At 68.4% G+C, this 11,725-nt stretch carries 15 protein-coding genes and 1 riboswitch; of the genes, 5 read left to right on the plus strand and 10 right to left on the minus strand.

Going from position 1 to position 11,725, the window contains the following annotated elements; translation table 11 throughout:
* Nucleotides 1-34 precede the first annotated feature (34 nt).
* Both EIZ44_RS10080 and EIZ44_RS10085 read right to left on the minus strand, forming a co-directional pair.
* Nucleotides 35-466, minus strand: coding sequence for a MarR family winged helix-turn-helix transcriptional regulator (locus EIZ44_RS10080; RefSeq protein ID WP_037718524.1), 432 nt, complete (start codon nt 464-466; stop codon nt 35-37).
* Between the two features lie 144 nt (nt 467-610).
* Nucleotides 611-1,234 carry a TetR/AcrR family transcriptional regulator gene (locus tag EIZ44_RS10085; protein ID WP_037807937.1) on the minus strand — a complete coding sequence of 208 codons (624 nt, stop codon included), beginning with the start codon at nt 1,232-1,234 and terminating at the stop codon, nt 611-613.
* A gap of 57 nt (nt 1,235-1,291) precedes the next feature.
* Here EIZ44_RS10085 and EIZ44_RS10090 point away from each other — a divergent pair, with 57 nt between their 5' ends.
* Both EIZ44_RS10090 and EIZ44_RS10095 read left to right on the plus strand, forming a co-directional pair.
* Nucleotides 1,292-2,236, plus strand: coding sequence for an NAD(P)-dependent alcohol dehydrogenase (locus tag EIZ44_RS10090; RefSeq protein ID WP_134728404.1), 945 nt, complete (start codon nt 1,292-1,294; stop codon nt 2,234-2,236).
* 104 nt (nt 2,237-2,340) lie between these two features.
* Nucleotides 2,341-2,619 carry a hypothetical protein gene (locus tag EIZ44_RS10095; RefSeq protein WP_134728405.1) on the plus strand — a complete coding sequence of 93 codons (279 nt, stop codon included), beginning with the start codon at nt 2,341-2,343 and terminating at the stop codon, nt 2,617-2,619.
* Here EIZ44_RS10095 and EIZ44_RS10100 read toward each other — a convergent pair.
* From EIZ44_RS10100 to thiO, 4 genes are all read right to left on the minus strand, one after another.
* Complete coding sequence (locus EIZ44_RS10100) at nt 2,591-2,998, minus strand: hypothetical protein (RefSeq protein WP_134728406.1); 408 nt, start codon at nt 2,996-2,998, stop codon at nt 2,591-2,593. The two genes, EIZ44_RS10095 and EIZ44_RS10100, sit on opposite strands and share 29 nt — an antisense overlap.
* A 51-nt stretch (nt 2,999-3,049) precedes the next feature.
* Nucleotides 3,050-3,802, minus strand: coding sequence for a thiazole synthase (locus EIZ44_RS10105; protein WP_037807946.1), 753 nt, complete (start codon nt 3,800-3,802; stop codon nt 3,050-3,052).
* A 2-nt stretch (nt 3,803-3,804) separates the two neighbouring features.
* Nucleotides 3,805-4,005 carry a sulfur carrier protein ThiS gene (gene thiS, locus EIZ44_RS10110; protein WP_037361904.1) on the minus strand — a complete coding sequence of 67 codons (201 nt, stop codon included), beginning with the start codon at nt 4,003-4,005 and terminating at the stop codon, nt 3,805-3,807.
* Nucleotides 4,005-5,093 (minus strand): glycine oxidase ThiO, encoded by a 1,089-nt coding sequence (thiO, locus tag EIZ44_RS10115; protein WP_134728407.1) that lies wholly within the window; start codon nt 5,091-5,093, stop codon nt 4,005-4,007. The genes thiS and thiO overlap by 1 nt, the downstream gene beginning before the upstream one ends.
* Nucleotides 5,090-5,196, minus strand: a riboswitch (TPP riboswitch). It overlaps the preceding gene by 4 nt.
* A 30-nt stretch (nt 5,197-5,226) precedes the next feature.
* On the opposite strand from thiO, the gene thiE reads away from it, so the two are divergent.
* Nucleotides 5,227-5,892: a thiamine phosphate synthase gene (thiE, locus tag EIZ44_RS10120; protein ID WP_134728408.1), complete on the plus strand. Its 666-nt coding sequence runs from the start codon at nt 5,227-5,229 to the stop codon at nt 5,890-5,892.
* A gap of 235 nt (nt 5,893-6,127) precedes the next feature.
* On the opposite strand, the gene EIZ44_RS10125 is transcribed toward thiE, so the two are convergent.
* Nucleotides 6,128-6,907 (minus strand): hypothetical protein, encoded by a 780-nt coding sequence (locus EIZ44_RS10125; RefSeq protein ID WP_134728409.1) that lies wholly within the window; start codon nt 6,905-6,907, stop codon nt 6,128-6,130.
* 154 nt (nt 6,908-7,061) lie between these two features.
* On the opposite strand from EIZ44_RS10125, the gene EIZ44_RS10130 reads away from it, so the two are divergent.
* Nucleotides 7,062-8,006 (plus strand): threonine ammonia-lyase, encoded by a 945-nt coding sequence (locus EIZ44_RS10130; RefSeq protein ID WP_134728410.1) that lies wholly within the window; start codon nt 7,062-7,064, stop codon nt 8,004-8,006.
* Between the two features lie 159 nt (nt 8,007-8,165).
* Here the strand turns inward: EIZ44_RS10130 and EIZ44_RS10135 are convergent, their stop codons facing one another.
* Nucleotides 8,166-8,855 carry an SDR family NAD(P)-dependent oxidoreductase gene (locus tag EIZ44_RS10135; RefSeq protein ID WP_134728411.1) on the minus strand — a complete coding sequence of 230 codons (690 nt, stop codon included), beginning with the start codon at nt 8,853-8,855 and terminating at the stop codon, nt 8,166-8,168.
* Nucleotides 8,856-8,942: 87 nt separating this feature from the next.
* On the opposite strand from EIZ44_RS10135, the gene EIZ44_RS10140 reads away from it, so the two are divergent.
* Nucleotides 8,943-9,371, plus strand: a complete 429-nt coding sequence (locus EIZ44_RS10140; protein ID WP_037809291.1) for a MarR family winged helix-turn-helix transcriptional regulator — start codon at nt 8,943-8,945, stop codon at nt 9,369-9,371.
* Nucleotides 9,372-9,395: 24 nt separating this feature from the next.
* On the opposite strand, the gene EIZ44_RS10145 is transcribed toward EIZ44_RS10140, so the two are convergent.
* Complete coding sequence (locus EIZ44_RS10145; protein WP_134728412.1) at nt 9,396-10,895, minus strand: MFS transporter; 1,500 nt, start codon at nt 10,893-10,895, stop codon at nt 9,396-9,398.
* A 4-nt stretch (nt 10,896-10,899) separates the two neighbouring features.
* Entirely contained in the window at nt 10,900-11,649 is a 750-nt protein-coding gene (locus EIZ44_RS10150) for a GntR family transcriptional regulator (RefSeq protein ID WP_009084055.1), read from the minus strand.
* Nucleotides 11,650-11,725: the final 76 nt, after the last annotated feature.

Here is an 11,725-nt window from a genome sequence, read left to right on the forward strand (position 1 = left end):
TCACCCGGCTGACCAACCTCCCTGGACATCACAGCTAGCCCTCGTCGGAGATCAGGGCTTCCAGCGCGGGCAGCGCGGCGATGATCGACTCGCGAGCCTCGGGCGTGAGCCGGTCGAGGCGGCGGTTGAGTTCCTGCACGCGGGTCGACCGCACGCCGGAGACGAGGCGTTCGCCTTCCTCGGTGGCGCGGGCGAGCCAGGCGCGCCGGTCGACCGGGTCGGATTCGCGCGTGACGTAACCGGCCTCCACCAGGGTGGCCACGATCCGCGACATCGTGGCCGCCGCGACGCCTTCCTTCGCGGCGAGGTCGCCGAGGCGCAGCTCGCCGAAGTGGACGAGCGTGGCCAGCGCGGAAATCGACCCGTGTCCGGGCCCGGGCGCGCCCGCCTGGCGCAGCGAGCGGGAAAGCCGCCCCACCGCTAGATACAACCGGCCCGTTACGTCCTGGACCGAGGAAAGAGTCACGATCGGCTCCTTCTGACGCTGGTGCCCGCCGCTGGGTGCGCCGGAAAGGGTGCCGTCAACCATACGGCGTACCCGTGCTCAATCCGTGTCAAGCGCGGGCGAAATCACCACAACCCGGCTATTCGTGCAGCTTGGCCGCCCCATTCAGAGCACCGACACGTCGAGCGGCAGCTCCGCGGGCGGCGGCAGCGGCGCGGCGGCCTCCGCCCGGAACGACTGCAGCAGGTAGCCGGCGAGTCGCCGCGACGCCGCCGGTGCCGCGGCTCCCGCACCGGACCGCAGCCCGCCGTTCGCCAGCAAGATCAACGACAGGTCAGAAACCGCGAAGTCGGCCCGCAGCGCACCGGCGTCCTGCGCCCGGCGGATCAACTCGGCGAACGCCCGCAACGCCCGGTCCCGCAACTCGGCGAAGGCGGCTTGATCCGGCAGCGCGGTCACGATCGCGGCGGAGAAACCGTGGTTGCGCGCCTGCATCGAGCACACCTCCTCGATCACCCGGCAGAACCCGCGCCACGGATCGGGGTCGGCGAGCGCCTCGTCAAGCATGCCTGCGCACTCGGCCATCGGCTCCGCGAAAGCTTCCGCGACCAGGTCGGCCTTGGTCGGGAAATGGCGGTACACCGTGGCGACGCCCAGACCTGCGCGGCGCGCCAGCTCGCTCATCGACACGTCGAGCCCCTCGGTCTCGAACGTGCGCTCGGCGACCTCGAGGAGGTGCGCGCGATTGTGGGCGGCGTCGGTGCGCAACCGAGTCGATTTTTCCGGCACTCTCTCACTTTACGTGAATCGGAAGACCCTTTCCACTTTCCGTGCTAGAAGTGGAACATGCCTTCCATTTCGATGCGCGCCATCACCTACGACCGCTACGGACCACCGGAAGTCCTGCGCGAGACCACTGTCCCGACGCCGACGCCCGGCCCCGGCGAAGTCCTCGTCCGAGTGCGCGCGCTGACAGTCAACGGCGGCGAACTAGCCATGCGGTCCGGGAAGCTGCTTCCGTTCAGCGGCAAGCGTTTCCCCAAGCGAATCGGCGTAGACCTGGTGGGTGAGGTCGTCGATCCCGGAACCAGCCGGTTCACACCCGGCGACCTAGTCTGGGGCGGCGGGCGGCGGATGGGCACCGCCGCCGAGTACCACGTGCTGGCCGCAGATCGACTGGACCACGTGCCAGCCGGGCTGGATCCCGCGCAGGCCGCGTCGCTGCTGGCGGGCATCACCGCGATCACCGCACTGCGGGACAAGGCCCATCTGAAACCGGGCGAACGCCTGCTGGTCCGCGGCGCGACCGGCGGGGTCGGCTTCGTGGCCACACAACTCGGCAAAGCAATGGGCGCGCACGTGACCGGTCTTGCCAGCGCCAAGAACCTTGAACTGGCACGGGATCTCGGTGCGGACGTCGCACTCGACTACCGCGATCCGGGCGACCTGGGGAAGTTCGACGTCATCCTCGACACCGTAGGCCGAGACCTAGACACGTTCCGGCAACTGCTGACCCCGCGCGGACGGATGGTCGCGATCGCGTTCGACCTCAACCGTCCGGCCCGTGCGGTTGGCTATGTCGCGGCCAATTCGCTACGACGTCGGCGGTGGGTGCGGGGGTTCAGCGGCAATCCGAAGGCAGACCTGCTGGCCGACCTGAGCCGCTGGGTCACCGCCGGGTTGGTGCGACCGTTGGTGGACCGGGTATTTCCGCTGGCGGATATCGCGGGGGCGCATCGAGCACTCGAGGAAGGCGGGGTGCGCGGCAAAGTGGTGATCGCAGTTCCGTGAAGTGCGCGCACCGGCGCTGACGCACCCTGGCCGACCAGCTGTTAAGCCTTTCCCGCGTTAGCTTTGAAGAGACACTCGAGCTGGTCGCCGCTCTGATTTTCCCGATGAATGTGCAGGCTGGCGGCATCAGCGAAGCCCTTCCGCTCACCACCGTCAATCTCGACAAGCAAGCGCGGATACCTCGGCCGAGGTTGCTGGTCAACAGACCACAGAGCCACTGGGCCGCCGTGCCCGATGCTCAATCCGATTTCCGAAACGCCGGAAAACAGGAGTTCTCGCTTCAAGCCACTCACGAACCGTTCCTCCCACACGGCAATCCGAAGGCAGACCTGCTCACCGACCTGAGCCAGTGGGTCACCGCCGGGTTGATCCGACCTCGCTGACACCCCCATCACCTGTCGCTTTGCCGGTCGCGTAGATAAGTTCCCCTTCACCGTCATCCCGCGTTCCACGAGTAATGCGAACACCACCGGCCGCGACGAAGCCCCGCTGGTCGCTTCCATGAATCTCGATCAGCATATGCGGAAACTTCGACGTCTCCCGGTACGAAGGATGATGATCGACCACCACTAACGACAGCGGACCACTGTAGCGGATAACCGTCTCCACCATCGAAACAGTGTGGAACAGGATTCGAATTACGTCCGAACCCTCATCGAATTCAGCACTGCGAAACAGCAGTTGCGAGTGACCGGAACCGTAGCGCCAGAGCAGGAAGCTTCTCTCACTCGACCACAGCACTTCCTTCGTATGATCGTTCAAAGGGGGTCTCACCTTCGTCCCGACGCCGTACCGATGGAGGGCAAGTGCACATCAGCGAGGCGGACTGGACGCCTGCGCCCAAAACCGCTGCGGCACCCTTCCCGCCCCGCGCGCCAGATACCCGGCCTCCACCGCGCTCCGCATCGCCAAGGCCATTCGTTCCGGGTCCGCCGCCCGGGTCACCGCGGTCGACAGCAGTACCGCCGAGCAGCCGAGTTCCATGGCCAGCGTGGCGTCCGACGCCGTGCCGATCCCGGCGTCCAGCACGATCGGCACCGACGCGCGCGAGACGATCAGTTCGATGTTGTGCGGGTTCCGGATTCCCAGCCCAGTACCGATCGGAGCACCGAGCGGCATCACCGCGGCGCAGCCCGCTTCCTCCAGGCGCAGGGCGAGCACCGGGTCGTCGTTGGTGTACGCGAACACCGTGAAGCCGTCCGCCACCAGGCGTTCGGCTGCTTCCAGGGTTTCCAGCGGATCGGGCAGCAGGGTGCGGTCGTCGGCGTGCACCTCGAGTTTGATCAGGTTCGTTTCCAGCGCCTCGCGGGCCAGCTGGGCGGTGAGCACGGCTTCCGCCGCCGTGCGGCAGCCTGCGGTGTTCGGCAGCAGCTCGATGTCCAAGCGCCGCAACAGCTCCAGTACGCCCGAGCCGCCCTCGGCGTCGGCTCGGCGCATCGCCACGGTGGTGAGCTGGGTGCCCGACGCGACGAGCGCTCGTTCCAGCACTTCGAGATTCGCCGCGCCACCGGTGCCGATGATCAGTCGCGACGACAGCTTGTGTTCGCCGATGATCAGGTCGTCCATGCTCAACCTCCTTGAACCGCAGTCAGCACTTCGAGCTGCGCGCCCTTCGGCACGACCGCTTCTTCCCATTCGCCACGCCGCACGACCTCGCCGTTGACCGCGACGGCCACGCCCCTGCGTTCCGCTCCCAGCGCGTCGAGGACCGCGGAAACGGTGCTGTCGTCGGGGAATTCCCGCCATTCGCCGTTGACCTTGATCTCCATCAGACTCGCTCCTTCTCGACCAGACGGGAGGGCGTCGCCGCGGCGACCTCCGGCGGCGGGGCTTCGCCGGCCAGCCACGCGACCACGGCGTCCGCAGTCGCGGGCGCCATCAGCAAACCGTTGCGGTGATGTCCTGTCGCCGCGTACACGCCCTCGCTCACTTCGCCGATGTACGGCAGAGCGTCGCGGCTCGCGGCACGCAGTCCGGCGGCGACTTCCACCAGCTCGTACTCCGTGATGCCGGGCAGAATACGTTCCGCGCCTTCCAGCAACTCACGTACGCCGCGCGCGGTGACAGCCTGATCGAAACCGGCTTCGTACTGCGTCGCGCCAAGGACCAGTTCGCCGTCTTCTCGCGGTACCAGATAGATCGGCCGCCCTTCGACCATCGCGCGCACCGTGTACGGCGGAGGCGGCAGACAGCCACGACGCGGACGCAGTCGCAAAATCTCGCCCTTCAGCGGGCGTACGGCGTGCTCCAGCAACGGATGCAGCTTCCCGGTCCACGCCCCCGCGGCGAGGATCACCGGGCCGGACACGTCGGAAAGACTCTCGAGCCGCTCACGCCGGAACTCGACCCCACGCTTCGTAGCCGCTTCGCTCAGCGCTGCGAGCAGTTTCCGGTTGTCCACGGCTAAATCGCCCGGGACGTGCAGGCCGCTGCGCACCGCACCGACGCCCGGCGCGAGCCGCTTCGCCTCGCGGCCGGTGAGCGTCTCGACGTCGCGGCCGAGCGAACGCAGGTACCCGGCGAGGATGTCGAGGTGCCCGGCATCGGCGCTGTCGAACCCGACGACGATCGTGCCGTGCTCGGCCAGCCCGGGATCGGTGCCCTCGTCGGCGAGGTCGCGTGCGAAGCCTGGCCAGCGCCGCAGCGACGCTTCCCCCAGGCTGAGCACGGCTTCCTCGCCTGGCCACGCCTCGGTGACCGGCGCGAGCATCCCGCCCGCCAGCCAGGACGCCCCGCCGCGCGCGGGCTCCGGGTCGACGACCGTGACGCGCCATCCGCGAGCGGCCGCGCGCCAGGCGACGGACAGCCCGATGACGCCGCCGCCGACGACAGTGACGGTTGTGGTGCTGGTGTTCACAGTGGAATCACGCTCCCTGCGCCGGCATGACCCGGATCAGGTTCCACGGTCGGAGCGGCAGCTCCCTCTCAGCCCGTTGCCTCGGGCTCCCGTGCGGACTCCCACACCGTAGCGCGCGGGTAACGTCACCGCCATGCCTGCCTTGACCGGAGACCAAATTCGCACCCGGCTAGCCGACGCCCGGCTGTACCTGTGCACCGACGCCCGCGCCTCCCGAGGCGACCTGGCCGAGTTCGCCGACGCAGCCTTGGCGGGCGGCGTGGACATCATCCAACTGCGGGACAAGACCGGCGGCGCCCCGCTCGAGGCCAAGCAGGAGATCGCAGCACTGGAAGTCCTGGCAGAGGCCTGCGCCCGACACGGAGCGCTGCTCTCGGTAAACGACCGAGCGGACGTAGCGCTGGCCGTCGGCGCCGACGTCCTGCACCTGGGCCAAGACGACATCCCAGTCTCCCTGGCCCGACGAGTCCTAGGCGACGACGTAGTCATCGGCCGATCCACCCATTCGGAGGAGCAAGCCACAGCAGCCGCCACCGAGGCAGGAGTGAACTACTTCTGCACCGGCCCCTGCTGGCCCACCCCGACCAAGCCCGGCCGCTTCGCCCCCGGCCTGGACCTGGTCCGCTCAACCGCAGCGAGCAACACCGAACGCCCGTGGTTCGCCATCGGCGGCATCGACGAACCCCGCCTACCCGAAGTACTGGCCGCAGGCGCAACCCGAATCGTCGTCGTCCGAGCAATCACCGAGGCGGAAGACCCCAAAGCAGCCGCACAAACCCTACGAGCCCACCTGGGATAACCACGCCCGCCGACGCACCCAACGAGCGAGGCACCTAGCCCCACCCGCAGCCAGTGCACCCAACGAGCGAGGCACCCACACCTCCCCCGCACCCCGATACGAAGCTCTCCTGCGGTTCGGGGGTGCTTGTCAAGGCATCTTTCCCGCCTTGACAAGCACCCCCGAACCGTCAGCACAATCAAGCTTCGGGGTGCCCCACGCACGCCAGAGAGCAATGTCGCCGCCAGGCGACGAGCTACTCCCCACCATTAGACGGAACCACAGGCGCAGTAGCCGTCTGACTGCCACTAGGCGCCTGCGAACTACTAGACGGCTTAGACGAAGAAGTCGGTGCCTGACTCTCCCGCGTAGCCGGCGAAGACGGCGGCGCACTAGCCGTAGTAGTAGGCGTAGACGTCGAACCGTTAGACCGAGACTCCCCAGTCGGCGGCGCCTGCGGCTGAGTACTGGGCGTGTTGTCCGGATGATCATCCCGCGGCTGACTGGTCTCCGGCTGCCGAGGAATCAACCCAGTCGACACATTCCCCTGAGTCGTCCAGTCAATCCCCACCAGCACAACCAGCGCCACGACAAACGCGACCACACTGGACGCGATGATCAACGGCCACCGCATCTTCCGCAGCTTCTCGCCCAGACCTTCAGCCGCATCCGGCTGAGTAGGACGCAACCGAACCGTCGGCATGTTCGCCACGTCAGCATCGACATGCACCGTCGCCGCGTCGCCGGAACCGGATTCCCGCACCGCCTCCACCGGCACCAGCGCGCCCCTGCTGCGCCGGGCAGCCGTCTCCATCGCCTTCCGCGCGGCATCGCGAGTGCGCTGCAAAGACCGCAGGTACAACTCGCCGCCGACGGTGCTGACCACACTGGCCACCCCGGCGCCGATGACTGTTCCCGCGACCCCCAGCGTCGAACCCAGCAACGCGGCGGTGACCGCCGCGAGCGCCGCGGCGAGCACCGAGGTCATGCGGAGTTTCTTCTTGTCCTCCGCGGTTTCCTTCTGCTCCTCGCTCATGATTCCGATCTGATCGTTTCCCAGCCCTGTTCCCTGCTTCTTCAACGGTTAAGTCGTCCGAGGTGCTCCCTTCGTTGCCCCAGCGTGAGGGACGCCACGTTGACTGTCCACAATGGATAGACTAAAGCTCACACTTTCCTGACATACTCGCCTCATGCACCTCGTGACGATCTCCGACATCGAAACCGCGGCCGGACGGCTGAAGGGCACCGCGGTGCACACCCCGCTGCTGCGCCAGCTCTGGGTTCCCGGCGAATTCTGGGTAAAACCCGAGAGCCTGCAACCGATCGGCGCGTTCAAGATCCGCGGCGCGTACAACGCGATCGCCGCGCTCACCGACGCCGAACGGGAACGCGGCGTGGTCGCGTATTCGAGCGGCAACCACGCGCAAGCGGTCGCCTACGCCGCGCGCGAATTCGGGATCACCGCGGTGATCGTGGTGCCGGACGTCACGCCGCGGCTGAAGGTCGAAGCGACCCGCCGCTGGGGCGCGGAAGTTCGCGAAGTGCCGATCGCGGAACGGGAATCGGCGGCGCTCGCCCTCGCCGAGGAACGCGGCCTCACGCTGATCCCGCCGTTCGACCACCCGGACATCATCGCCGGGCAGGGCACCGTCGGGCTGGAGATCGCACAGGACCTCCCGGACGTCGAGACTGTGCTGGTCCCGATCAGCGGCGGCGGCTTCGCCTCCGGGGTCGGCGTGGCGATCAAGGCGAAGTGCCCGAACGCGAAGGTCTACGGCGTCGAACCGGAACTGGCCGCCGACACCGCCGCCAGCCTCGCCGCGGGCGAGATCGTGGAGTGGCCCATCACGGACCGCGCCCGAACCATTGCGGACGGCCTGCGCGCGCAACCGTCCGAGCTCACGTTCGCGCACCTGCGGCACGTCCTGGACGGCGTGATCACGGTGACCGAGGACGAAATCCGCGACACCGTCCGCGCGCTCGCCCAGCAGGGCCGCCTGGTGACGGAACCCAGCGGCGCGACCGCTCCGGCCGCCTACCTGCACCACGCCGACGAACTCCCCGGCGGACGCACCGTCGCGGTCGTTTCCGGCGGCAACATCGATCCGGCGATGCTGGCCGAACTGCTCGCCTAGCCGAGCACCCAATGCGGCGCTCGGTGCATCTAGCGCACCCAATGCGGCATTCGGTGCGTCTAGCGCACCCAATGCGGCGCTCGGTGCGTCTAGCGCACCCAAAGTGGCGTTCGGTGCGTTTAGCGCACCCAAAGTGGCATTGGGGATGTTCAAGGCCGGTCACCAGTTGACGGTCTGCGCCTGCCGGTCCAGGTAGTGCAGCCCGCCCTTGCCCGCCCAAGCTTCGATCGTGTCGGCGACTCCGGGGATGCTCTCGTCGACGGTCAGCCGCGCGCTCGGGCCGCCCAGGTCCGTCTTCACCCAGCCCGGCGCCATCAGCAGCAGGGTGCGCGGGTCGTCGGCGTGCCGTGCGGCGAAGCTGCGCATGAGCTGGTTCAGCGCGGATTTGCTCGCCCGGTAGACCTCGAAGCCGCCGTTCGTGTTGCCGGAGACGCTGCCCTGGCCCGACGACATCACGCCGATGGTGCCCGTCGAGGGAACCAGGTCCTGCAGGGTTTCGACAACGCGCATCGGGCTCAGCGCGTTGGTCACCATGACCTGGGTGAAGTCCTCGGTGGACACGTCGGCGAAGGTCGCCGAGGGGTCGGTCGTGTAGTTGGTCCCGGCGTTGACGAACAGCAGGTCGAACCGGCCCGACCGGGCACGCAGCGCGGCGACCTGCTCGGGCGCCGTGATGTCGACGGTCTCCACCGTCAACCTGCCCTCGGCCGATTTGGCCAGCTCGTGCAGTGCGGACGGCGTGCGTTCGGTCGCGGTGACCTGCCAGCCGCGACGGAGGAACTCGGCGGCCAGCGCGTAGCCGAGCCCCCGCGACGCCCCGATGATCAACGCGCTCTTGCCTGTGGTCATGACTTCCCCTTAGCTATCAATTGATAGTTAACCTACTTCGCCGGGGAGATACCTGTCAAACGATAGGTATTGGGCTACGCTGGCCGGGTGAAAGACGAACAGCTCTTCGAGTTGGCCGACCTGATCCTCGCGGTGGCCCGGCACATCAACGCCGCCAAGGAAGCCAATGCCGAGTCGGGGACGCCGCTGGAAGGAGCGGTGATGCGGTTCGTCGACCGGCACCCCGGAACGACGGTCAACGCCGCGGCCGAGGCGACCCAGATGATCTCCAGCAACGTCAGCCGAGCCGTGCGGGGCCTGGAGAACAAGGGGCTGCTGCGCCGCGAAGCCGATCCCGACGACGCCCGCCGAGTACGGCTCTACCCCACCGACAAGGCAGCGGAGAACCTGCAACGGCTGCGCGACACATGGTCCGCTCTGCTGGAGGGAACGAAACCGGCCGAGGCCAGCGCCTTGATCACTGCCTTGCAGAGCATCGAGACCCGGCTAGTCGCCCGATCCCGCAGCACCACGTAGGCCAGCCAGCATTCCCACAAAGAATCAGCGATGCCCGCCCGGATGGACGTGCGTGGGCGGCCCTTCCACCCCGCAATGCAGACAATCCCCGGGATGCGGCGAATCGTCCGGTTCGGCAGCGCCGAGCACCCCGTTGTGAATTCCTAACGCGATCAGCCCGCCGACGATCGCCAGCACCGCACAGATCACCAACGCCGTCTGCCATCCGGCGGTCAGCGCGGTCGGATCGCGGTAAGCCGAACCGGTCAGACCCGCCGCGGCGGGCAGGACTGCCACCGCCAGAAGTCCACCCGATCGGGCGATCGCGTTGTTGACCCCGGACGCGACCCCGGCGTACCGGTCCGGGGCGGCGGCCAGCACAGTCGCGGTCACCGGGGCGACCACAGTGGCCAGTCCCAGCCCGAACACCACCACCGCGGGCAGCACCGACCCGAGGTACGACGACCCCGGTCCGACCCGCGTCAGCAGCAACATCCCGACGCCGACGACGATCGGCCCGACCACCAGCTGCAGCCGCGGTCCGATCCGCTGCGCGAGCGCCCCTGAGCGGCCGGAGAGCAACAGCATGATCACCGTGATCGGCAATCCGGCCAGCCCGGCCAGCGTCGGCGAATACCCCAGCGACACCTGAAGCTGCAGAACCAGCAGCATCATCACGCCGCCGAGCGCCGCGTAAACCACGAACGTCAGCGCGTTCGACAGCGTGAACGTCCGGTCGCGGAACAACGAGGGCGGCACCAGCGGTTCGGCAGCCCGGTGCTGGAGCCACAGAAACATCCCGAGCCCGGCGACACCGACCACCAGCACGACCAGCACGACCGGATCGCCGATCCCGCGCACCGGCGCCTCGACCAGCGCACCGGTCACCCCGGCCAGCCCGAGCGCGCCGACCGCAGCGGCGACGTAGTCCGGATGCCCGGTCGCCGCAGTATCGCGCGACTCCGGCACGAACCGTCGCGCCATCAGCACGACGATCACCGCGAGCGGCAGGTTGATCAGGAACGCCAGCCGCCACGACCACGCCTGCACCAGCAGTCCGCCGAGCAGCGGGCCGACCGCCGCGGCGATTCCGCCGAGCCCGGACCACGAGCCGATCGCCCGCGCGCGGTCTTCGTGCGAGAACGACGACTGCAGGATCGCCAGCGAACCCGGCGTCAGCAACGCCCCGCCGATTCCCTGCAGCACCCGGAACAGCACGAGCAGCTCGGTCGACGTCGCCGCCGCGCACAGCCCGGACGCGAGCCCGAACCACACGACCCCGATCAGGTACACCCGCCGCCTGCCGTAGCGGTCGCCGAGCGACCCGGCGACCAGGATCAGCGCGGCCAGCGCCAGCAGGTAGCCGTCGAGAATCCACTGCAGACCGGCGACGGACGCGCCCAGCTCCTCGCCGATCCGGGGCAGCGCGACGTTCACGATCGTGCCGTCGAGCATCGCCATCCCCGAACCGAGGATGGTCGTCCAGAGCACGCCGCGAGCCGCGGGCGTGCCCCAGCGGATGCCGGTGTCCCCCGCGACACTCACGCGATCAGGGCAGCAGCGTGGTGACGAACTTGTACCGGTCGCCGCGATAGACCGCGCGGGCGAACTCGACCGGCTTGCCGTCGGTGGCGAACGAATGCCGGGTCAGCATCATCACCGGCATGCCGACGTCCGCGCCGAGGATCTCCGCTTCCTGCGGCCCGGCCAGCGACGTCTCGATCGTCTCCTCCGCGCGCTCCAGCTCGACGCCGTAATGCTCGCGCAGCACCGCGTACAGCGAACCGCCCGCGGTGATGTGCTTGCGCAGCCCGCGGAACCGGCCGAGCGGCAGGTGCGTGGTCTCGAGCGCCATCGGCTGGCCGTCGGCGAGCCGGAGCCGGCGCAGCCGCAGGATCTTCGCGCCGTTGCGCAGCTGCAGCAGCTTCGTCATCTCGCCCTCGACCGGAAGCTCTTCGAGTTCCAGTAACTGGGACGACGGCTTCAGGCCCTGCTTGCGCATGTCCTCGGTATAAGAGGACAGCTGCAGCCGCTGCGCGAGCTTCGGCTCGGCGGCGAAGGTGCCCTTGCCCTGGACGCGGTGCAGTCTGCCCTCGGCGGTGAGATCCGCCAGCGCCTGGCGCACGGTGGTGCGCGAAACGGTGAATTCTCCCGCCAGCGCCCGCTCGGTCGGGATCGGCGATCCCGGCGGCAGTGCGTCGAGCAGGTCCAGCAGATGCTGCTTCAGCGCCCAGTACTTGGGTTCGCGCTGCCCTCGCGCAGCAGTCCCCGCCTCGCTCGCGGGGGGTGTCTCCAGCATGCCCGGCTCCCTCAGTCTTCCCACATTAAACGCGCCACTGCCCCGTGAGGAAACGTACCCTTCTCCCGACCCGCTC

Origin of the sequence: Amycolatopsis nivea, assembly GCF_004522235.1 — a bacterium.
Lineage (GTDB): Bacteria > Actinomycetota > Actinomycetes > Mycobacteriales > Pseudonocardiaceae > Amycolatopsis > Amycolatopsis nivea.

What these genes read in the sequence shown, in the direction of transcription:
- EIZ44_RS10090 (WP_134728404.1), top strand. Translation starts at nt 1,292, where the DNA reads ATGCCTTCCATTTCGATGCGCGCCATCACCTACGACCGCTACGGACCA.
- EIZ44_RS10095 (WP_134728405.1), top strand. Translation starts at nt 2,341, where the DNA reads ATGAATGTGCAGGCTGGCGGCATCAGCGAAGCCCTTCCGCTCACCACC.
- EIZ44_RS10105 (WP_037807946.1), bottom strand. Translation starts at nt 3,802, where the DNA reads ATGGACGACCTGATCATCGGCGAACACAAGCTGTCGTCGCGACTGATC.
- thiS (WP_037361904.1), bottom strand. Translation starts at nt 4,005, where the DNA reads ATGGAGATCAAGGTCAACGGCGAATGGCGGGAATTCCCCGACGACAGC.
- thiE (WP_134728408.1), top strand. Translation starts at nt 5,227, where the DNA reads ATGCCTGCCTTGACCGGAGACCAAATTCGCACCCGGCTAGCCGACGCC.
- EIZ44_RS10125 (WP_134728409.1), bottom strand. Translation starts at nt 6,907, where the DNA reads ATGAGCGAGGAGCAGAAGGAAACCGCGGAGGACAAGAAGAAACTCCGC.
- EIZ44_RS10130 (WP_134728410.1), top strand. Translation starts at nt 7,062, where the DNA reads ATGCACCTCGTGACGATCTCCGACATCGAAACCGCGGCCGGACGGCTG.
- EIZ44_RS10135 (WP_134728411.1), bottom strand. Translation starts at nt 8,855, where the DNA reads ATGACCACAGGCAAGAGCGCGTTGATCATCGGGGCGTCGCGGGGGCTC.
- EIZ44_RS10150 (WP_009084055.1), bottom strand. Translation starts at nt 11,649, where the DNA reads ATGCTGGAGACACCCCCCGCGAGCGAGGCGGGGACTGCTGCGCGAGGG.